Origin of the sequence: Glutamicibacter protophormiae (assembly GCF_014647495.1) — a bacterium.
GTDB classification, from domain to species: Bacteria; Actinomycetota; Actinomycetes; order Actinomycetales; family Micrococcaceae; genus Glutamicibacter; species Glutamicibacter protophormiae.
This window is the reverse complement of record NZ_BMPH01000001.1, coordinates 366,345-387,392: the sequence shown is the minus strand read 5'-3', so window position 1 is coordinate 387,392 and position 21,048 is coordinate 366,345. Positions and strand designations below refer to the sequence as shown.

Annotated in this window: 21 protein-coding genes; 11 read left to right on the top strand and 10 right to left on the bottom strand. The window is 62.4% G+C overall.

Annotated elements, in window-relative coordinates:
- The first annotated feature begins 292 nt into the window (after positions 1-292).
- A complete protein-coding gene (locus IEY43_RS01800; protein WP_188946859.1) occupies positions 293-1,510 on the top strand; it encodes an MFS transporter in 1,218 nt (405 codons plus the stop codon).
- Here the strand turns inward: IEY43_RS01800 and IEY43_RS01795 are convergent.
- Positions 1,507-1,953, bottom strand: coding sequence for an Lrp/AsnC family transcriptional regulator (locus tag IEY43_RS01795; protein WP_188946858.1), 447 nt, complete (start codon positions 1,951-1,953; stop codon positions 1,507-1,509). The genes IEY43_RS01800 and IEY43_RS01795 overlap by 4 nt on opposite strands.
- Positions 1,954-2,108: 155 nt before the next feature.
- On the opposite strand from IEY43_RS01795, the gene IEY43_RS01790 reads away from it, so the two are divergent.
- The 6 genes from IEY43_RS01790 (at position 2,109) to IEY43_RS01765 (ending at position 7,527) form a co-directional block, all read left to right on the top strand.
- Positions 2,109-2,831: a LysE family translocator gene (locus tag IEY43_RS01790; protein WP_188946857.1), complete on the top strand. Its 723-nt coding sequence runs from the start codon at positions 2,109-2,111 to the stop codon at positions 2,829-2,831.
- A 149-nt stretch (positions 2,832-2,980) separates the two neighbouring features.
- Complete coding sequence (locus IEY43_RS01785; protein WP_188946856.1) at positions 2,981-3,670, top strand: energy-coupling factor ABC transporter ATP-binding protein; 690 nt, start codon at positions 2,981-2,983, stop codon at positions 3,668-3,670.
- Complete coding sequence (locus IEY43_RS01780; protein ID WP_188946855.1) at positions 3,667-4,281, top strand: energy-coupling factor transporter transmembrane component T family protein; 615 nt, start codon at positions 3,667-3,669, stop codon at positions 4,279-4,281. Before IEY43_RS01785 ends, IEY43_RS01780 begins: the two co-directional genes overlap by 4 nt.
- Before the next feature lie 54 nt (positions 4,282-4,335).
- A complete protein-coding gene (locus IEY43_RS01775; protein ID WP_188946854.1) occupies positions 4,336-4,914 on the top strand; it encodes a biotin transporter BioY in 579 nt (192 codons plus the stop codon).
- A 4-nt stretch (positions 4,915-4,918) separates the two neighbouring features.
- The gene (locus IEY43_RS01770) at positions 4,919-6,358 is read left to right on the top strand and encodes a class I adenylate-forming enzyme family protein (protein WP_188946853.1); all 1,440 of its coding nucleotides are present in this window, start codon (positions 4,919-4,921) and stop codon (positions 6,356-6,358) included.
- Complete coding sequence (locus tag IEY43_RS01765) at positions 6,355-7,527, top strand: thiolase family protein (protein WP_188946852.1); 1,173 nt, start codon at positions 6,355-6,357, stop codon at positions 7,525-7,527. Before IEY43_RS01770 ends, IEY43_RS01765 begins: the two co-directional genes overlap by 4 nt.
- Here the strand turns inward: IEY43_RS01765 and IEY43_RS01760 are convergent.
- The 6 genes from IEY43_RS01760 to IEY43_RS01735 all read right to left on the bottom strand — a co-directional run bounded on the left by IEY43_RS01760 (position 7,524) and on the right by IEY43_RS01735 (position 12,750).
- The gene (locus IEY43_RS01760) at positions 7,524-7,868 is read right to left on the bottom strand and encodes a metal-sulfur cluster assembly factor (protein ID WP_188946851.1); all 345 of its coding nucleotides are present in this window, start codon (positions 7,866-7,868) and stop codon (positions 7,524-7,526) included. The two genes, IEY43_RS01765 and IEY43_RS01760, sit on opposite strands and share 4 nt — an antisense overlap.
- Before the next feature lie 216 nt (positions 7,869-8,084).
- The gene (locus tag IEY43_RS01755) at positions 8,085-8,429 is read right to left on the bottom strand and encodes a metal-sulfur cluster assembly factor (protein ID WP_188946850.1); all 345 of its coding nucleotides are present in this window, start codon (positions 8,427-8,429) and stop codon (positions 8,085-8,087) included.
- 14 nt (positions 8,430-8,443) lie between these two features.
- Complete coding sequence (gene sufC, locus IEY43_RS01750; protein WP_188946849.1) at positions 8,444-9,202, bottom strand: Fe-S cluster assembly ATPase SufC; 759 nt, start codon at positions 9,200-9,202, stop codon at positions 8,444-8,446.
- Between the two features lie 46 nt (positions 9,203-9,248).
- A complete protein-coding gene (gene sufD, locus IEY43_RS01745) occupies positions 9,249-10,529 on the bottom strand; it encodes a Fe-S cluster assembly protein SufD (RefSeq protein WP_188946848.1) in 1,281 nt (426 codons plus the stop codon).
- 2 nt (positions 10,530-10,531) lie between these two features.
- The gene (sufB, locus tag IEY43_RS01740; RefSeq protein ID WP_188946847.1) at positions 10,532-11,992 is read right to left on the bottom strand and encodes a Fe-S cluster assembly protein SufB; all 1,461 of its coding nucleotides are present in this window, start codon (positions 11,990-11,992) and stop codon (positions 10,532-10,534) included.
- Entirely contained in the window at positions 11,989-12,750 is a 762-nt protein-coding gene (locus IEY43_RS01735; RefSeq protein WP_229777217.1) for a helix-turn-helix transcriptional regulator, read from the bottom strand. Before IEY43_RS01735 ends, sufB begins: the two co-directional genes overlap by 4 nt.
- Positions 12,751-13,047: 297 nt before the next feature.
- Here IEY43_RS01735 and IEY43_RS01730 point away from each other — a divergent pair, with 297 nt between their 5' ends.
- From IEY43_RS01730 to IEY43_RS01720, 3 genes are read left to right on the top strand one after another with little or no spacing between them, the layout of a single operon-like run.
- Complete coding sequence (locus IEY43_RS01730; protein ID WP_245353570.1) at positions 13,048-13,923, top strand: ABC transporter ATP-binding protein; 876 nt, start codon at positions 13,048-13,050, stop codon at positions 13,921-13,923.
- On the top strand, positions 13,920-14,681 hold the full coding sequence (locus tag IEY43_RS01725; protein ID WP_188946844.1) for an ABC transporter permease: 762 nt from the start codon (positions 13,920-13,922) through the stop codon (positions 14,679-14,681). The genes IEY43_RS01730 and IEY43_RS01725 overlap by 4 nt, the downstream gene beginning before the upstream one ends.
- Positions 14,682-14,712: 31 nt before the next feature.
- A complete protein-coding gene (locus tag IEY43_RS01720; RefSeq protein WP_188946843.1) occupies positions 14,713-15,654 on the top strand; it encodes a COX15/CtaA family protein in 942 nt (313 codons plus the stop codon).
- Between the two features lie 74 nt (positions 15,655-15,728).
- Here IEY43_RS01720 and IEY43_RS01715 read toward each other — a convergent pair whose 3' ends face one another.
- From IEY43_RS01715 to IEY43_RS01705, 3 genes are all read right to left on the bottom strand, one after another.
- Entirely contained in the window at positions 15,729-16,667 is a 939-nt protein-coding gene (locus tag IEY43_RS01715) for a DUF1700 domain-containing protein (RefSeq protein ID WP_188946842.1), read from the bottom strand.
- On the bottom strand, positions 16,654-17,001 hold the full coding sequence (locus IEY43_RS01710; protein WP_188946841.1) for a PadR family transcriptional regulator: 348 nt from the start codon (positions 16,999-17,001) through the stop codon (positions 16,654-16,656). The genes IEY43_RS01715 and IEY43_RS01710 overlap by 14 nt, the downstream gene beginning before the upstream one ends.
- 133 nt (positions 17,002-17,134) lie before the next feature.
- Positions 17,135-18,088, bottom strand: coding sequence for a heme o synthase (locus IEY43_RS01705; protein ID WP_374189838.1), 954 nt, complete (start codon positions 18,086-18,088; stop codon positions 17,135-17,137).
- An 839-nt stretch (positions 18,089-18,927) separates the two neighbouring features.
- On the opposite strand from IEY43_RS01705, the gene tkt reads away from it, so the two are divergent.
- Entirely contained in the window at positions 18,928-21,042 is a 2,115-nt protein-coding gene (gene tkt, locus IEY43_RS01700) for a transketolase (RefSeq protein WP_188946840.1), read from the top strand.
- The last annotated feature ends 6 nt before the right edge of the window (positions 21,043-21,048 follow it).

Below are 21,048 nucleotides of genomic sequence, written 5' to 3'. Positions count from 1 at the left end.
GCATCCCCGCCTCGCTGGAAGATCTTCAGATATTGCTCAGAGCCTACGTGGCATCCGCCGATCGCACCAGACTTGCATTAGTTTGACTAGGACATTAAATGGCGAGCCTGAACGCCTAATCCCAACCGGACGAATCACGCCAAGACCGATACATAATCTGATTCTGTGAATGGCATACGAACGAGCGCAACACCGGCACTGAAAAGCCAGTAGAGCGGGGCGCCACGCATGGAAACTAACACAGAATGAGATAAACTTTTAAGCAGTTTCACATCGAAGGGCGAAAGGGTAGATGACACAGGCCACCAGCACAGCTTCTCGGAGAGTTCTTACCGAGCGAGATAGTATTAATCTCATTTTTCTCGCTGCTGGCATCTCCTTTGCGTCGTGGGCTGGCCGCTTGTCCGTCATCGATGAAGTCTTCGATTTTTCAGGCCTGACGTTCGGCTCCTTCCTCCTGTGCATGACCGCGGGAACCCTATTGGGAATTTCGATCATTCCGACTATTAGCCGTAGATTCGATACTCGAAAACTACTCTTTTATTTCCCAATTCTTCTCGCCGCGTGTCTCGTCGGTCTCGGGATATCTATTTCAGTTACGCGATCACCAGTAACTGCATTTATCATTCTTTTCATTAACGGCATATTTTTCGGATGTCTGGACATTATGATGAATGTCAGCGGCGCTCGCGTTGAGAGACATCGCGGGCGAAGCCTCATGCCGATATTCCACGGATTCTTCAGCCTCGGAACGCTGCTCGGCGCGGGTCTCGCGACGGCAACTATTACCCTGCAGATGTTGACCATCTGGCATTTCGCGATGGTGGCCGCCCTGCTGGTACTCATCGCTTTCCTGGCGCAGCTTGGACTGGCCGGATGGGAGAAGGAAAACTACGGCACTCGTTCCAAGCCGGCGGGCAGGAGCAAGGCCGCCTCGAACCAAAAGTTGGGCCTGTTGCTCTTGCTCGGGCTCATGGTGGCGGGCCTGAGCTTCGCCGAAGGCGCGGCCAATGACTGGATTGCATTGGCTAGCGTCAGCGGCCATGGCTTGCCCCATCACACGGGTGCGCTCATGTTCACCCTTTTCGTGGCAGCAATGACAGCGGGCCGGTTTGCCGGCGGCAAGATCGTGGACAACCTTGGACCGCGGCGTACGCTGCTGCTCATGGGTTCGATCGGGCTGGTCGGTATTTGCATGTTCCTCGTCGGCCACGGCCCAATCGTCCTGGGAATCGCCTCGGTCATGTGGGGTTTGGGAAGTTCACTGGGCTTCCCGGTGGGAATGACCATCGCTGCATCGCAGGGCAGCAGGCTGGGCCCCAACGCAGTGAGCATTATCAGCGCCTTTGGATACGGCGCGATGCTATCCGGTCCCCCGCTGATCGGGTTCGCAGTCGATCACACCGGTCTGCCGCAAGCGTTGTGGATCGCCTTTGCCGTCATGCTGATGTCCTTGCTGTTGTCACCACGCGTAACGCGAACACCCGCCAAGATCGAGGGCATCGACTAGACCGGCAGGACCGCCCTGCCCTTGATGTTTCGCATGACGATAGTGCTGGTCAGCTTTTCAACCGCGGGCAAGTTCACCAGCACCTCGTCATAGACACGCTGGTAATGCGGCAGATCCTTGGCGAAAACGCGAAGCAGGAAGTCGGGTTCTCCAAACAGGCGTTGCGCCTCGACGATGAGTTCCTCCGCTTCTACGGCAGTTTCAAATTCCTTCAGATGCGACCGGTCCCTGAGCGTGACGAAGACCAGCGCCTCGAAGCCGAGCCCGACCTGCTGCGGGTCGACCACGGCTTGATACCCGGTGATCACCCCGGACCTCTCCAGCTCCCGCATCCGCCGGTGACATGGCGCTACCGACAGTCCCACCCGGGCGGCAACAGCAGTGGCACTCATTCGCCCGTCCAACTGCAGTTCAGCGATAATGGCACGATCCAATTTATCCATAGCTCGATACTACTGCACAAAGATCTTGCTCTAGTTCGTGACTTTGGTAATTTATATTGCGCTCAAATTGCATCTGGGCAAAGATTCGGCAAGCACATTTCCTGTTTTTTCTCCTAACGTTGTTCCCAGATCATCGGATACGTACTGGAGGAACAATGGAAATCAGTCAGCTGACGGGTTTTTTGCTGGTTTCAATTACCCTTGCCTGCACCCCTGGCGCCGACTGGGCCTACATTATTTCCTCCGCGTTGGGAAAGACCAGCTACCGTCCAGCCGTCTGGGGACTGCTCTCCGGCTACCTGTTCCACACCGCACTGCTGGTCTGCGGCATGGCCGCGTTGGTGGCAAGCTCCCCCAATCTCTTGATGGGCCTGACCATGGCCGGTTCGCTCTATTTGCTCTGGCTCGGAATCTCGACGCTGCGCAGCTGGAAGAAGGCCAAATTCTATGACGGCGCAGGCACTGCCGGGCTGCAGGAAGTCGCCGACGAACCTGAGCCGGAAGCACCACGCGCGTCGATGTCTGTATCCGTACTGCAGAAGGCGCCAGCCGAGGTGAAGACCGCCAACCCATGGCGCGCCCCGTTCCTCAAGGGGCTGCTCACGAGCGGCACCAATCCCAAGGCCCTGCTCCTTTATGTGGCGCTCATCCCCCAGTTCCTGGATAGTGCGCAGCCCATGCCAGTGACCTTGCAGACGGCCGCGCTGGGTATCGGCCATTTCCTGGTTTCGATCGCTGTTTACTTTTCGGTGGCGAAGGCCGCGCGGGTCCTGCTGCGCTCCCGGCCGGTGGCCGCGCGCACGGTGACCTTCTGCTCGGGAATCATCATGATCGGGCTCGCCCTGGGCCTGATCTATGAGCAGTTCTTCGTCGTATAGCGACTTTCTTGAACAGTGATCAAGAAAATTGAACGGTGATCAAGTATCCTCTTAATTGTGGCCGACTAAGCCATGAACTAAGAGCATGACTGATCGAACTGCAACCAGCAGAACTCATCGGCCTTGCATGAGTGACCTGCTGGAGCATTGTGAAACTACCTCAGATTCGACTTGAGAACGTGACGGTCCGCTACGACGACCGTGACGTGCTGACCAATCTCACGCTTTCACTCGACGAGCAGCGCATCGGTATCATCGGTGCCAACGGGGCGGGAAAGAGCACCCTGTCAAGGTTGCTGAATGGTTTGGTCCTGCCCACCTCGGGCACCGTCCGCGTCGGCGAGCTCACCACGGCCAAGCACTCAAAGCAGATCCGGCGCGATGTGGGATTCGTTTTCCAGAACCCTGCCAACCAGATCATCATGCCGCTGGTCGCCGAAGACATTGCCTTCGGGTTGAAGAACCTCGGTCTCGGCAAGCAGGAACGCCAGTTCCGCGTCGCCGAGACCCTGTCGCAGCTGAACATCATGCACCTTGCCGAACGTGAAAGCCATACCCTTTCCGGCGGGGAGCAGCAAATGGTCGCGCTGGCCGCAGTGATCGCGATGCAGCCGCGAACCATAGTCTTCGACGAGCCGACAACCATGCTGGACCTGAAGAACCGGCTGGCGTTCCAACGCGAAATCGCACGGCTGGACCAGCGGGCGATCGTGGTCACCCATGATCTGGAGATCCTGGAAGACTTCGACCGGGTCCTGGTGGTCACCGACGGCGGCATCCGTTTCGACGGCGCACCGGACCAGGCCATCGCGCACTACCGCCAATGGAGCCACGCATGATCGCGGCGAAGAACACTTCCTGGCTCGCAGGCATCCCGGCCGGCTGGAAATTCGGAACGCTGCTGGCGGTCAGCATCAGCTTGTACCTGATTTCCTCGTGGCAAGTCCTGCTTGCGCTGCTAATCCTCAGCGCGGCGACGCTTGCCTCGGCCCGCGTGGATTTCAAGCAGCTGCGCATGCCGCTGCTGACACTGGTGGTCATCCTGGGTGTGGTCCTGATCCTGTTGGGCGTCCAGACGGGATGGCTCAACGCGGCCATCTCCGTGCTGCGCCTGCTCGCCATGTGCCTGTTCGCCTATTCGGTCAGCCTGACCACGAGCTTCGACGCCATGCTGGAGCTGTTCCAGAACGTCGCTTCTCCCCTGCGCGTTCTCGGCGCCAATCCTGCGCAGATCGCGTTGGCCCTGTCCATGGCCATCCGGTTCATTCCGGAGCTCAAACGCGTCTACCTCGAGGTCCGCGAAGCGCAGCACGCTCGCGGGCTGGGCAACAATCCGCTGGCGGTCAGCGTCCCGCTGGTCATTCGATCGTTGAAAATTGCGGACGAAACCGCCGAAGCGCTCGACGCCCGCGGCTATGATTCCGCACCGGCACCGCGCAACCAGCGCTAGCCGCCGCACCCCACCTTCCTTCATCACGTTTTCACCACCTTTCTAGGAGAATCCATGTCCACCACGACCGCACCATCACAGACACGCAATACCGTGTACGTTGCAGTTTTCGCAGCGATGATCGCCGCAATGGGCCTGGTGCCGCCCATCACCCTCGGTGTCATCCCGGTGCCGATCACGCTGCAGACCCTGGGTGTCATGCTGGCCGGCGCCATGCTCGGGCCATGGCGCGGCGCCCTGGCGTCGCTGATCGTCGTCGTGCTGTCGGTGGCCGGACTGCCGCTGCTGGCCGGGGGCCGCGGCGGGCTGGGAGTGCTCCTCGGCCCGACCGGAGGCTACCTTGTCGGCTGGTTCTTCGGTTCGCTCGTGATCGGCGCGCTCTTCAAGTACTGGGTCATCCGCCTGCAGTCCAAGCCCCTGCAGCTCGTCGCCGGCCTGGTTTCCACCATCCTCGGCGGCATCGTGGTCATCTACCTGTTCGGCGTCCCGTGGACCGCGGTCGTCACCGGCCTCGACCTGAAGACCTCGTTGGTCGGCTCGTTCGCGTTCCTGCCCGGCGACCTGCTCAAGGCGGTAGTGGCAACCCTCGTCGCCCTGACCGTCCATCGCAGCTACCGCGGCCTGCTGAAATAAGCTCGTGGATCTCTCGCTTGCCGTAGAGCATTGGGCTCGAAGCACGCCGGACCGGATCGCAGTGGCCTCCGCCGTGGAGGAACTGACCTTCGGCCAGCTGATGCTTCGAGCCCAAACTCTATCCGAGGCCCTTCGCCAGCACCCAGGCCAGCGCGTGGGAATCTACGCCCGGGATCCGCTGACCATGGCAGTGGGATTCCATGCAGCAGTCCTGGCCGGCAAGCCGCTGGTGGTCCTCGACCCGGCATGGCCGCCGGCGCAGCTCACGGCGACGGCGCGGCGGCTCGGAGCCGCCGGGGTCATCGTCCATCCCGACCAGGCGGGTTCGCTGCAGGAACTGGCCTTCACCCCCTATCCGGTGCCAGCTGACGCCGCCGGCCGGCTGCGCCCGGTCCGGCCAGCCGATCCGGACCGCGAACTGCTGGTTATCTGCACCTCAGGATCCAGCGGCGAGCCCAAGGCGATCGTTCGCAGCCAGGCCTCGTGGCAGGAGTCCCTGGCTTCAGGCGCCGAGATCCTCGGCGCGGCTCCCGCGGCGGTGACCTTGTGCCCCGGTCCGATATCCCATGGGCTCGGACTCTACGCGCTGGTCGAATCGCTGCACACCGGCGGAACACTGCTGGCCAGCGGGCGCTGGAACGCAGATGCCGTGCGCGCCATGCTCTCCAGGCACGCCTGCACCCGCATCGTCTCGGTGCCGACGATCATCCAGCGCCTGCTCGACACCGCGGATGACGGCGCCTTCTCCTCGCTGGCCACGGTGGTCAGCGGGGGTGAACCGCTTCCGGCCGCCACGGTGAACAAAATTTTTGTTCAGACCCCCGCCACTGCTTGCACCGAATACTACGGCAGCTCGGAACACAGCCTGATCGCCTACCGCCGGCGCGGGCCGGGCGAAGGACCCGCCGGCAACTTCATCGGCACGCCGTTCCCCGGAGTGCGATTGCACTTCCACCGTGAGGGGCGGTCCTCGTCCAACGGCTTGATCTTCGTCGACAGCCCGTTCAACGCCAGCGGCTACGATTCTTCCGGAAGCGCAGCCATCGAGCGGTGCGGAACTTCCACCAGCGTCGGAGACCTCGGCAGACTGCTCGACGATGGCCGCCTGGAACTGCAGGGGCGCGGCGGCGCGATGCTGAACCTTAACGGCAACAACGTGCATCCCGGAGAAATCGTGCAGGCCTTCGCACGGCTCGGGCTGGCAGATGTACGGGTCCTCATGGTTGAGTGCGACGGGAGCAAGACGCTGCTGGCCTATACCTGCGGAGATCCGCTGCAGGGACGGGAGCTCGGCGGCCGGCTGCGCGAGCTGCTCCCAAGCTACAAGATCCCGCACGAACTGGTATTTTTGGAACGCTGGCCGATGACTTCCAGCGGAAAAATCGCCGACTCCGAACTTCCTGGTACCGGTGTTCCCCAGCTAGCAAAGGTTTTCCTGAGATGAATAACGCCTACATAGTCGGCGCCGCCCGCACGCCCATTGTCCGGGCCGGCAAGGAGTTCACCCGGATCACCGCCGACCGGCTGCTCGGGTCCGTGATCGATGCACTGCTGCAGCGCGCAGGGATTGACCCGCACAGCGTGGACCATGTTTTTGCGGGGAACGCCGCCGGCCCGGGCGGCAACATCGCCCGCGTTGCGGCCCTCGCCTCGGAATTGCCGCACACCGTCCCGGCCACCAGCGTGGATGCGCAGTGCGCCAGCGGGCTGGAGGCCATCGCAGCGGCGGCACGCATGATCCGCTGCGGCGAAGCAGACCTCGTCATTGCCGGAGGCGTCGAATCCGCGAGCACCGCCCCCTGGCGGGTGGAGAAGCAGACCGATCCCATGATGCAGCCGCGGCTCTATTCCCGGGCGCGTTTCACGCCGACGCCCGATCCAGACCCGGACATGGGGGTCGCGGCGGAAAACATCGCGGTGCGCTACGGCATCAGCCGCGAACGGCAGGACCAGTTCGCGTTGGGCAGCCACCACAAAGCCCTGCAGGCCATGGAAGCCGGAGCCTTCGACGACGAGCTGGTGGATATTTCCACCGCTGGCGGCCTGGTTACGGCCGACACCTGTCCGCGCCCGGGGCTGACACCACGAAAACTCGCAGCGCTCAAGCCCGCCTTCGTTCCGGGCGGAAGCGTCACCGCGGGCAACGCCTGCCCGATCAACGACGGTGCCGCCGCGGTGGTCCTGGCCAGCGAGGGGATGCGCCAACGGCTGGGACCGGATTTCGCCTTGCGTTATCTCGGTGCGGTCTCCGGGGCGAGCGATCCTGAAATTCTGGGCATGGCGGCGACACCCGCCTACCGGAACCTGGTCCGCCTGCTCGGCGAGGATCCCGCGCGCAGCGACGCGCTGATTGAATTCAATGAAGCGTTCGCGGTGCAGGCGCTGGCCTGCCTGGACGAATTGGGCATTGGCGAACACCGGGTGAACCGCCAAGGCGGAGCCTTGGCCCTCGGGCATCCCTACGGGGCCAGCGGAGCTGTCCTGGTCACTCGCTTATTCTGGCAGGCCCAGCAGGCCCGCATGCCGGGCCAGCGCGCCGTCGCGTTGATGGCCGCCGCAGGGGGCACGGGAAGCGCAGTCGCCTTCGAATCGATGCCCCGCAACCAGGATTAGAGGTTGAAGCCGAGCGCGCGCATCTGGTCGCGGCCGTCTTCGGTGATGTGTTCGGGGCTCCATGGCGGCATCCAGACCCAGTTCAGCCGGTAGGACTCGACGAGGCTCTGCAAGGCGTTTTCCACCTGGTCCTCGATGACCGGGGTCAGCGGGCAGGCCGCGCTGGTCAGCGTGATGTCGATCTCCAGGGCGCCGTCCTCGGCGAAGCGCAACCCGTACACGAGCCCCAGGTCGACGATGTTCACGCCGAGTTCCGGGTCGATGACATCCCGCAGGGCTTCTTCGATGTCCTCGATGGGCTTGGCAACCAGCGTTGCGGCCGCGTGCGTCGTTTCTGTCACGATTCTCTCCCCTGTTGCACTGTGAGTGAGGTATCCCTAACTGGAATACAGGGAACTATACGCACGATTTCGAGCCGCTGGCTACCTCCAGTCCCACTCAGTCGAAATCAGCCGTTCCTCTGCCGGCGCCGTCCGCCGGCAAAGCCCGTGGAGCCAACGGCAAAGGGCGCCGCAGGAATCGAAATTCCTGCGGCGCCCTTCGAGGCTTGGCTTGGACTAGATGTTGAACCCGAGGGCCCGCATCTGGTCGCGGCCGTCATCGGTGATGCGTTCCGGACCCCAAGGCGGCATCCAGACCCAGTTCAACCGGTGCTCGTCGACGACGCTCTCCAGTGCCGAGGCCACCTGCTCCTCGATGATGTCGGTCAGCGGGCAGGCAGCGGTGGTCAGGGTGAGGTCCAGGATCAGCACACCGTCTTCGGCGTACTTCAGCCCGTACAGCAGCCCCAGGTCGACAATGTTGACGCCGAGTTCCGGGTCGATGACGTCCTTCAGCGCTTCCTCGACATCCTCCAGCGGAGTAGTCGTGGAACCCTTGCTCTGTTCCGTAGCTTCGCTCATGGGAACTTTCCTAACTAGGCGTTGACGTTCAGGAAGCGGTCGTAGCCTTCTTCTTCCAGGCGGTCGGCGAGCTCCGGGCCGCCCTGTTCAGCGATCTTGCCATCCACGAACACGTGCACGAAGTCCGGCTTGATGTAGCGCAGGATGCGGGTGTAGTGGGTGATCAGCAGGGTGCCCATCTGGTTCTCGTTCTGGGCGCGGTTGACACCCTCGGAGACGATCTTCAATGCGTCGACGTCCAGGCCGGAGTCGGTCTCATCCAGCACGGCGAACTTCGGCTTGAACAGTTCCAGCTGCAGGATCTCGACGCGCTTCTTCTCGCCGCCCGAGAAGCCCTCGTTCACGTTGCGCTGTGCGAAGTCGGCGTCGATCTTCAGCTTGCCCATGGCTTCCTTGACGTCCTTGGTCCAGGTACGCAGCTTCGGGGCTTCGCCGTCGATCGCGGTCTTGGCGGTGCGCAGGAAGTTGGTCATGGTCACACCCGGGACCTCGACCGGGTACTGCATGGCCAGGAACAGGCCCGCCTTGGCGCGCTCGTCAACGCTCATCTCCAGCACGTCTTCACCATCGAGGGTGATGGTGCCGCTGGTGACGTTGTAGCGCGGGTGTCCGGCGATGGTGGCAGCCAAGGTGGACTTGCCCGAACCGTTGGGGCCCATGATTGCGTGGGTCTCATTGGTGTTGATGGTCAGGGTTACACCCTTGAGGATTTCCTTGGAGCCCTGCTCGGTGTCGATCGAGACGTGCAGGTCCTTGATTTCCAGAGTAGACATACGTCGTTCCGTTTCTTTCTAAAAAGCTGATGAAGACAGGTACTGACTAGTTCTCAGTCGCAGCCAATTCCATTTCGATGGTTTCGGTCAAGCGCTCCTGCAGAGCCTCGTCACCGATCTGCTGAACGATTTCGTTCAGGAAGCCGCGAACCACCAGTCGGCGTGCGGTCTTCTCATCGATGCCGCGGGCCATCAGGTAGAACAGGTGCTCGTCATCGAAGCGGCCGGTGGTCGATGCGTGACCCGCACCGTCGATCAGGCCGGTTTCGATTTCCAGGTTCGGCACCGAGTCGGCGCGGGCGCCGTCGGTGAGCACCAGGTTGCGGTTGGCCTCGTAGGAGTCGGTGCCCACGGCTGCCTTCTGGATCAGCACGTCGCCAACCCATACGGTGTGCGCGTCCTTGCCCTGCAGGGCACCCTTGTAGAGCACGTTGGACTTGCAGTTGGCCACGGCGTGGTCAACGAACAGGCGGTGCTCCAGGTGCTGGCCGGCGTCCGCGAAGTACAGTCCGTACAGCTCGATCTCGGCGCGTTCGCCGGTGAAGCGTGCCGACGGGTTCACGCGCACCAGGTCGCCGCCGAAGGTGACGACGATGTGCTTGAACGAGGCGCCCTGGGCAACCAGCGCCTGCTGCGAGGAAGCATGAACGGCGTCATTCTCCCAGGCCTGCAGGGAGATCACGGTCAGGCGGGCATCGGCGCGGACATCGAATTCCACGTTCTGCGCCAGCACGGCGGAGCCGACGTGGTCCAGGATGATGGTCGCTTCGGTATTCTCCTCGGCAACCACGATGATGTGCTGCGCCGCGGCATCCATCGATTCGCCGGTGATGCGCAGGGTAGCCTGCACGCCTTCGGCGCCCTTCGGCACGGTGACGACCTGGGTGCTGGAAGCGTACTTCCAGGCATTGGCCGACACACGGTCGTCCGGGGTGTGCGCAATGCCGTTGAGCACGTCATCGGCGGCCACCTCGGTCAGCACCACGGCATCGCTGCCGGTCAGCTCGACCTTCGGCGCGGCGCCGGTCAGCTCGTCGGTGTGCAGGCCCTTCAGCCGCTTGAGCGGGGTGAAGCGCCAGTCTTCTTCGCGGCCGGTCAGCTTGGCGAAGTCCTCGACCTTGTAGCTGGTCAGGCGGCCGGCACGGGAGGAGTCGGGAACGCCGACTCCGCCGCCGTGGCTGTGCGCCTTCGACGACGCACCGCCCAGCGGCGAGCCATCGTTGTCGTTGATCGGCGAGAGGTTCTCGCCCTCTTCGGTGAAACCGGGGATCGATGGCGCGCCGATGCGCGACTTCTCTTCCGGGATATGGGTGGTGGTCTCCGACATTCTTAGCCGACCGATCCTTCCATCTGAAGTTCAATAAGGCGGTTCAGTTCCAGCGCGTACTCCATTGGCAGTTCGCGCGCGATCGGCTCGACGAAGCCGCGCACGATCATTGCCATGGCTTCATCCTCGGCCAGACCGCGGGACTGCAGGTAGAACAGCTGTTCCTCGGAAACGCGGGACACGGTTGCCTCATGGCCCATGGTCACGTCGTCCTCGCGGACGTCGATGTACGGGTAGGTATCCGAACGCGAAATCTGGTCAACCAGCAGCGCGTCGCAGACGACCGAGTTCTTGGTGCCCTTGGCGCCTTCCTGCACCTGGACCAGGCCGCGGTATGCCGAGCGGCCGCCGTTGCGGGCCACCGACTTGGCCACGATGGCGCTGGAGGTGTTCGGGGCGATGTGGACCATCTTCGAACCGGTGTCCTGGTGCTGGCCCTCGCCGGCAAAGGCGATGGACAGGGTCTCGCCCTTGGCGTGCTCGCCGACCAGGTAGACGGCCGGGTACTTCATGGTGACCTTGGAGCCGATGTTGCCATCGACCCATTCCATGGTCGCGCCCTCTTCGCAGACGGCGCGCTTGGTCACCAGGTTGTACACGTTGTTCGACCAGTTCTGGATCGTGGTGTAGCGAACGCGGGCGTTCTTCTTCACGATGATCTCGACCACTGCGGAGTGCAGCGAGTCCGACTGGTAGATCGGCGCGGTGCAACCTTCGATGTAGTGGACGTAGGAGCCCTCATCGGCGATGATCAGCGTGCGCTCGAACTGGCCCATGTTTTCCGTGTTGATGCGGAAGTAGGCCTGCAGCGGGATCTCCACGTGGACGCCCTTCGGGACGTACACGAAGGAACCGCCGGACCAGGTAGCGGTGTTCAGCGAAGCGAACTTGTTGTCGCCAGCCGGGATGACCGAACCGAAGTACTCCTTGAAGATGTCTTCGTGTTCCTTCAGGCCGGTGTCGGTATCCAGGAAGATGACGCCCTGGGCCTCAAGGTCCTCGCGCAGCTGGTGGTAGACGACCTCGGACTCGTACTGCGCGGCAACGCCGGAAACCAGACGCTGCTTCTCAGCCTCCGGGATACCCAGCTTGTCGTAGGTGTTCTTGATGTCCTCGGGCAGGTCTTCCCAGCTGGTGGCCTGCTTCTCGGTGGAACGCACGAAGTACTTGATGTTGTCGAAGTCGATGCCCGAGAGGTCTGGACCCCAGGTTGGCATCGGCTTGCGGTCGAAGTACTTCAGTGCCTTCTGGCGAAGGTTCAGCATCCATTCCGGCTCGTTCTTCAGAGCGGAGATGTTAGCTACTACATCCTTGTCGACACCGCGGCGCGCGTTGGCTCCGGCGTCGTTCTTGTCGGCCCAGCCGTATTCGTAATTACCGATTCCCTGGAGTTCAGGGTTCTTTTCCAGAATCTCGGAAATTACACCTGGGTCTGCAGACTCCTGTGCAATCTGATCCGTCATCGCGGCCTCTCCTGCTTCGTGAACTGAATTCGAGTTCTCTTCTCGGCGCGCATTGGCGCCTTTTCACGCCCCACTGGGATGTGGGTCGTGCACACGTGTCCGCCTCCGGCCAGGGTTGAGAGCCTACGCACATCAACCCCGATCAAGCGGGCGAACATTTCGGTTTCCATGTCGCAAAACACCGGAAACTCCCGTGCCAAGTCTTGTATTGGGCAGTGCCCCTGGCAGAGCTGGACGCTATGCATCAGGGCCGTAGCCACCTTGGTGTCGACCTTGCGGGTGTACCCGACAAAGCCGTCCGTGCTGAGCAGTTCGCTCAAAACGTCAGCCCTGGCTTCCAGACCTTCCACGCCGGCCAAGGCCTTGGCGTAGCGGTCCTCCATGGCCGCAAACCGATCGCGGGCAAACTTGCGGATCGCGTCCTCGCCGGCAGCTTCACCGAGCACCTTTAGCGCATCGGTGGCGATTTCCAAGTAATCGTTGCCGAGCTTGGCTTGCCCTCGGTGCGAAAGCACATATCTGCGGGACGGGCGTCCAGCACCCGTTTTCTGGTTGGCCACGAGCTTTACTTCGACGAGCCCCGCCTTGGACAGGGCATCAAGGTGACGGCGGACCGCCGCGGGCGTGAAGCCAAGCTTGCTGCCAAGCTCGGCCGCACTGACCGGTCCATCTTCGAGAACTGCGTTCAGGACCCGGTCGCGCGTGCGTTCCTCTGTATCACCCGCAGCACCGGCGACGGCACTGGTCGAGCTACTCACTGAGTTTGAATTAGATGAATACACAACACAATCATGCGTATATTTTCGCGATCAGTCTAGTAAGGAAGGACTTACTAAGGGCGGGCTTTCCCGCCTTGTAGATTCGCGGTTTTTGACCTGCTTCTAACATCTTCAATTCTCTCGCGTTGGCGCTGACAACTGAAGCGATGGTGACGAACCACTCAAGCTCGAGAGTTCGACATGACGTAGAATGCTGTGGTGTCTTCTGTTACCCCCAGCCTCGTCATAAATGAGCTGGCCAAAGATTTAGGTCCAGTTCCGGCCTTGGATAATCGCATGCTGCGAGTCCTCGAGTCGGTCTCACTCAAGGCCTACCCGGGACAAATCACCACCCTGCTGGGCTCCAACGGTGCCGGCAAGTCCACGACCCTGGCCTGCGCGCAGGGCTTGATGCGCCCCGATGGCGGCTCCATCGAGCTTCTGGGACAGGACCCCTACGGGGACAATCCGGACCTTCGCGCCCGGGTCGGCGTGATGCTGCAGGACGGCGGTCTTCCCCCGTCGATGCGCCCCGTGCCGCTCCTGCGTCATGTCGCTTCGCTCTACAGAGATCCGGTGGATATCGATGCCCTCGTCGAGCGCCTCGATCTGAATTCCTTCGGATCGCGCACCATTCGCCGCCTCTCGGGAGGCCAGAAACAGCGTGTGGCCTTGGCCTTGGCTTTGGCCGGAAACCCCGACGTGCTGTTCCTCGATGAACCGAGCGCCGGACTGGATCCCCAGTCCCGGCAGGTGGTCTTCGACCTGATCTCGGAGCTGCGTGACGCTGGCAAGGCAATTGTGCTGACTACGCACCTCATGGATGATGCGCAGCGCCTGAGCGACTATGTCTACATCATCGACAAGGGCTGCACGGTTGCCCAGGGCACCGTCTCGGAGCTCATCGCCCGGGCCCAGGAGGGCCACGATGCCCGGCCTGTCTCTTTCAGCGCCGAGGCCGGTTTGGCGCTCCCACAGCCACCGCTTGGCCTGTACCTCACGGAGACCTCTGCCGGCCAGTACCGCTTGGACGGAGTCAACTCCCCCGAGCACCTGAATTGGCTGACCAGCTGGTGGGCCAGGGAGTCGATCCTGCCAACCCAATTGAACTTGCAGTCACGCAGCCTGGAAGATGTATTCCTTGAGTTTGCGCAGAAGGAGGAACAGGCATGACCCAGGTCAGCACCGAATCCAATGCGGTTTCCCCGCTCAAGCGCATCCTGGTCCAGGGCAAGTATGAAGCGATCCAGATGCTCAGCAATGGCGAGCAGCTGATCCTGGCTGTGGTCATGCCGATGATTGCACTCTTTGTCCTGACTTTCACGGATCTGATTTCGGATATTGCAGAGCGCACCATTGATGCCGCGGTCCCCGGAGTCCTGGCGCTGTGCGTCATTTCCACCGCATTTACCGGCCAGGGCATCGGCACCGGATTCGACCGCCGCTATGGTGTTCTCAGAATGTTCTCCACCACCCCGCTGGGCAAGACAGGGCTGATTTTCGGCAAGGTCATCGCCGTGTTGACCGTGCTGCTCATCCAAGTTGTGTTGATCAGCGCCGTAGCGCTGCTGCTTGGCTGGCAACCGAATCCATGGGGCATCATCCCGGGGATTCTCTTCCTGCTCCTGGGCGCGGCGGCGTTCACCTCTCTGGGCCTGCTGATCGCAGGCACTGTGCGCCCGGAGGCGACGCTGGCCATCACCAACCTCGCCTGGATCCTGCTCGCGGGCGCCGGCGGCGTCCTCTACCCGCTGAGCATGGCACCGGAATGGTTGCAGCCCACGCTGAGTGCACTGCCATCCGCGGCGCTGGGCGATGCCATGCGCGATGCCCTGATCAACGGGCACTTCAACTTTCCCGGACTGATCTTCCTGGTGCTCTGGGCCGTTGCCGGCTCGTTCGCGGCCATCAAGAAGTTCAAATGGAACTAACCACCACACCAAGCCAAAAGGGATGATTTTCATGTCTTCAGACCTAGCCGCCAAGAGCTGGGCCGACAAGCTGCCAACGAAGGTAACCCGCCTCGTTCACGGTCTGGCGATCGCATCATTGATCTCCCAGATTGGCATCATTGTCACCGGTGGCGCAGTACGCCTGACCAAATCCGGCCTGGGCTGCTCGCAGTGGCCGAACTGCGTGCCCGGCTCCATGACCCCGGTTCCCGAGATGGGAATCCACGGCCTGATCGAATTCGGCAACCGCCTGCTGACCTTCGTCCTGCTGGTCATCGCCATCGCTTTTCTGGTTTCGATCTGGAACATGCGCAAGTCCCACACCACCTTGTACAAGCTGGGTCTGGTGCTGCTGATCGGCATCCCCGGCCAGGGCGTCATCGGCGGCATTACCGTCCTCACCAGCTTGAACCCCTGGGTTGTCTCGCTCCACTTCCTGCTTTCCGCGTCGCTGGTCGCTTTGGCCACCATCCTGGTCAACCGCACCCGCCGCGAACTCAAGCACGACGAGGCACCGGCCACCAGCAAGGCCATTGCGCAGGTCGGCACCCTGGTGCTGCTCTTGGCGAGCATCGCCATCATCATGGGCACCATTGTCACCGGCACCGGGCCTCATGCAGGCGATGCCGATGCACCTCGCCACATGTTCGATCCACGTATCGTCACCCCGTTGCACACCGGCCCGGTGTACCTGCTGATTCTCGCGACTATTGCGTTCATGGTTCTCGCCTACCGCACGACCGGCAACCCGAAGCTCCGCACCGCAGGCTGGTGGATGGTCGTTGCCATCCTGATCCAGGGAGCCATTGGATACATCCAGCACTTGAACGGCCTGCCGGTCGCCCTAGTGCTGCTGCACATGCTCGGGGCGAGCATGCTCATGGTTGCGGCGACCAACGTGTGGGATCGTGCGAGCCTCATGCCGAAGTCTGTGCGCGTCGAACAGGATTAGTTCCGCTCCACACAACGATGGGCGGCCCCCAACTTCTTGTTGGGGGCCGCCCATCGTTGTGTGGCAGGTATTTCCTACCCCTTTGGCGCAGGCCGCAGCAGCCCTGCAAGCCCTACGAAGAAATAGATCGTCCCGGCGACCCACAGGCCCAGCACCAGCATGCCCATGTCGAAGACCGCAGTAACCAGCAGCAGCGCACCGCAGGCCGTCAAGACCCAGTAGGCGGCGCGCAGGCCCATCATCGCTCCTGCGGCCGCCAGACCAAGGACCACCATGACTGTCACGCCCAGCACCCCGGTCCCCACGGTGCCCGTCACCAAACCAGCGAACAACGCGGCGGCAGGGGCGCCCGCAACCAGCCCGGCCACGATCCGCTGGGCCACGAACTTGCGGCCCTGGGCCGGCTCCTGCCGGCGGTGGGATATCCCCGCAATCATCCATGCGGCGACGATCAGCGGCAGGAAAAAGATGCCGAGGTTGAAGCCGATGACGAAAGGCAAGGCCGTCACGATCAGGGCAGCAGCCGTGCAGTAAATGCGAGCGGCCCCGGATTTCACGAGCGATCCCGCCGCCACCATGATGCCGGGGAGCAGGAAGACCAGCATCAGTCCGGCACCCCAACGCGTGTTTACGTCGTAGTTGATCGAGCTCGAAAGCAGCCAATCCGGCCAGAACTCATCGATATTCGACGACGGGTAGATCCACGTGTCGACAACTGCGGCCAGCACTCCGGCAGCAAGCGCTACAAGACCCAGAACCCTGAGCTTCGAGCGGCGTTCTACTTCCGCCGCGCCGTCAGCGAAGTCCAACTGGACATCTGCGGCGATGGCTTCAACCGGCCCGAGAGAAGCAATGATCTGCGCATCACTGCGGCCGCGTTCTCTGGCTTCGTCAATATGCTCCGCAAGATCTGCAACCACGGCTTCACGCCGTGCTTGGGGAACGTTTCGCAGCTCCCGGTCAAGTGCCCGAAGATACTTGGCTGCCGCATCCTGGTTTTCAGTCGTGTTCATGTTGTCTCCCGAGTAGTTCGCCTACTTGCCCTGATATTTCATTCCAAACCGCATCAAATTGCCGCAGGTGCGACATTCCACGTTCGGTGATTGCGTAGTACTTCCGCCGCCGTCCAGTACTACTTCCCTCCCAACGGGTGGTCACGAGGTCGGCTGACTTCATCCTCGCCAGCAAGGGATACAAGCTTCCCTCGCTGGCCGTCAGGTTGCGATCCACCAGCTCATCAGCCAGTTGAAGACCGTACTTGTCCCCCTGTGCCAGCAGAGCCAGCACACAGTATTCAAGGACGCCCTTGCGGATGTTCGTCGCAATCTTCTCGCCTTGATCTTCCATGGATGGAACTTTACCTTGCATAACAAGACTTGCATAGCAGGATAAGGAGTATTCCGCTGCGACAAGGGTTAAAAGAAACATCCGGCACCGAATCAAGTGATTCAGTGCCGGATGCCAAGATGCGGGAGAAGCCCTAGCCCAGAAGCGGGCTTCCGACGAACGGATCAATGGCCAAGGCCAGGAACACAATCGAAAGGTAGGTGATGGAGATATGGAAGACCTTCATGGCCTTGCGGTTGACCTCGGCAGGCTTGTGGTCGCGCTGAGCCTCGCGGTAGAGCACGTGGCACTCGTAGACGAACCATGCGCCGGCGCCGCCAGCGATCGCCGTATAGACGATCCCTGCGCCGCCCAGTGGCACGAGCAGCAGCGAGCAGACCACAGTGGCCCATGCGTAGAGCACCACCTGGACGGAAACGCGGCGTGCGTTCGCGATGGCGCCCAGCATAGGAACCGAGGCTGCATTGTAGTCGTCGGCGTACTTCATGGAGAGCGGCCAGTAGTGCGGCGGGGTCCACAGGAAGATGACGAGGAACAGGATGACCGCTGGCCATTCAATGGTTTCCTTGACTGCGGCCCACGCAATCAATACCGGCATGCAGCCCGCAATGCCGCCCCAGACAATGTTCTGGGCGGTGCGTCGCTTGAGGATCATGGTGTAGAGAACTACGTACAGCAGGATCGCCGCGAGTCCCAAAGCGGTGGTCAGCGGGTTGGTTCCCACCCAGAGCACCACCAGTGAGGCAATGGCCATGGTCCACGAGAAGATCAGCGCTTCCTTGGGCGTCAGGTCGCCGGTGACCAGCGGACGGCCCTTGGTACGCTTCATGAGCTTGTCCATGTCGCGGTCGATGTAGCAATTGAATGCGCCCGAGGCGCCGGCGGCCATGGCGCCGCCAACAATGGTGGAAACCATGAGCCAGACCGGCGGGAAGCCGCGCTGGGCAAAGATCATGGTTGGAAGCGTGCTCACCAACAGCAACTCGATCACGCGAGGCTTGGTCAGTGCGAGATAGGCACTGGCCTTGCGCTTCAGAAAGTCGCCAGCGGATTCACCAGGCTGGCGCGATGCGCGTGGCACTGACAAGTCGGCGACACTTTGAGTCTTCAATTAAACGCACTCAGTTCTTCAAAGGATACAAGGACAGACACAACCATTCTACGTCGTATAGAAATTGAATGAAACTCCCCCCTATCAGGGATTCGGCCGAAACATGGTGATTTGAGTCAACTTGAGACCTTTGCGCAGGCCGTCAACGCACACGAGCAGCCAGCCGGCAAGTAATGATCGACGAGCACACAGCCCACATGACGGCAACCCAGGTCGGGCGCCGGCGACGCAGCGGATGGAACCGGTCCGCGTCGGCACCCCGTCGTCGCGCGGCGGGAAACCGGCGGCAATCACCCGCGCGCCAGTGCTATTCACGGTGCATGGGCCGCGGCACAAACACTTAGAGATCAACGAACATCCGAGCAGCCCAATCGCAGGAGAACAATACTCAAAATTGGTTGGATCCGTAGCCACAAATTCGAACTTTTGTAGATTGTGAGTTCACACTGCTTGCGCAAAAGACACCATCCACTGCACCGCCCACTCCTGCTGGTCACTGGCCGGGGTTCCGGCCATGTCCCCTCGGATGCGATCCACCCAGTCCGCGCGGCCCGGAGAACCACTCACGAACTATCGGCAACAGGTGCAAAACGGGCCGGCAAACGCAGTGAGTTGCCCGCGGACGCAAATCTTTGGGTGTCATCTTGCTTAACCCGCGCATCAAATGGGTGTTTCGCGATAGAGTTGAACCTGATTGCGCCGTCGCGACCAATGACCCCTTTTAAGCTCGAATACCGGGTACATAGGACCGACGGCGTATTGCGTGTCAGCGGGAGTTATTCTCCCGTCCAAGCCTGAATGGAAGGAACGCCGCAGTGGCGACTGAATCCTTAGTAGAAGAGTTCTCCCTCACCGAGTTGGACCGTAAAGCCATTGACACCACCCGTGTCCTGGCAGCCGATGCTGTTGAAAAAGTTGGCAACGGCCACCCCGGCACCGCCATCAGCTTGGCCCCGGCTGCATATCTGATCTTCCAGAAGCACCTGCGCCACGATCCGAAGGATCCGAACTGGATCGGCCGCGACCGCTTCATCCTTTCCCCCGGCCACACCTCGCTGACCCTGTACCTGCAGCTGTTCCTCTCCGGCTACGGCCTGGAAATGGAAGACATCGCAGCCCTGCGCACCTGGGGCGCCAAGACCCCGGGCCACCCGGAGTTCGGCCACACCGCCGGCGTTGAGATCACCACCGGTCCGCTGGGCCAGGGACTGGCCTCCGCCGTGGGCTTCGCCTACTCGCAGCGCCGCATGCGCGGCCTGCTGGATCCGGAAGCACCAGCCGGAACCAGCCCGTTCGACCACACCATCTACGTCATCGCCTCGGACGGCGACCTGCAGGAAGGCGTCACCTCCGAAGCCTCCTCGCTGGCCGGCCACCAGGAACTGGGCAACCTCGTGGTGATCTACGACGACAACAAGATCTCCATCGAGGACGACACCGACATCGCCTTCACCGAAGACGTCCTGGGCCGCTACGCCGCCTACGGCTGGCACACCCAGCGCGTGGACTGGACCAAGACCGGCGAATATGTTGAAGACGTCGCCGCGCTGGATGCGGCCATCCGCGCCGCCAAGGCCGAGACCGGCCGCCCGTCGATCATCTCGCTGCGCACCATCATCGGCTGGCCATCGCCGACCAAGCAGAACACCGGCGGCATCCACGGTTCCAAGCTCGGCGGCGAAGAAGTCGCCGGCCTGAAGAAGGCGCTGGGCTTCGACACCGAGAAGAACTTCGCCATCGAGGACGAGGTGCTGGCCCACGCGCGCCAGACCCTGTCCCGCGGCGCCGCCGCCCACGAAGCCTGGAACAAGGACTTCGACGCGTGGAAGGCCGCCAACCCGGACAGCGCCGCACTGCTGGAACGCCTGGAGTCGGGCAAGCTGCCCGAGGGCTGGACCGAGAAGCTGCCGGTCTTCGAACCGGGCTCCACCATGGCCACCCGCGCCGCCTCCGGCAAGGTCATCAACGCGATCGCCGACGAGCTGCCCGAACTGTGGGGCGGCTCGGCCGACCTGGCCGGCTCGAACAACACCACCATCGACACCGCCAAGTCCTTCGCCCCCGAGCGCCGCTCGACCGATTCCTGGTCGGCCAGTCCGTACGGACGCGTGCTGCACTTCGGCATCCGCGAGCACGCCGCCGCCTCGATCGTCAACGGCATCGTGCTCTCGTCCCCGACCCGCGCGTTCTCCGGCACCTTCCTGATCTTCTCCGACTACCAGCGCCCGGCCATCCGGCTGGCGGCGCTGATGGGCGTGCCGTCGATCTTCGTGTGGACCCACGACTCCATCGGCCTGGGCGAAGACGGACCGACCCACCAGCCGGTGGAGCAGCTCGCCAGCCTGCGCGCCATCCCGAACTTCGACGTGATCCGCCCGGCGGACGCCAACGAGGTCGCCTACGCCTGGCGCGGCATGCTGGAACTGACCGGCACCCCTTCGGGCATCGTGCTCTCGCGCCAGAACCTGCCGATCTACGACCGTTCGGCTGCCGGCTTCCGTCCGGCCGAAGGCGCCCTGAAGGGCGGCTACATCCTCGCCGAGGCAGTGCGCGACGGCGCAGAGGTAACCCCCGACGTCATCCTGATCGCCACCGGCTCCGAGGTCGAGCTGGCCGTCGAGGCCCGCGAGGAACTCGCTGCCAAGGGCCTTGCCGCGCGTGTCGTCTCGCTGCCGAGCCATGAGTGGTTCGCCAAGCAGGACGCCGCCTACCGCGAAGAGGTGCTGCCCGCCGCGGTCGCCGCCCGCGTCTCGGTCGAGGCCGGCGTAGCCCAGGGCTGGCGCGAACTGGTCGGCGCCCACGGCGAAATCGTCTCGCTGGGCCACTTCGGCGCATCCGCCGACTACAAGAAGCTCTACTCGGAGTTCGGCATCACCACCGCGGCCGTGGTGGCCGCCGCCGAAACCTCCGTCCAGAACGCCTCCAACTAAGGAACT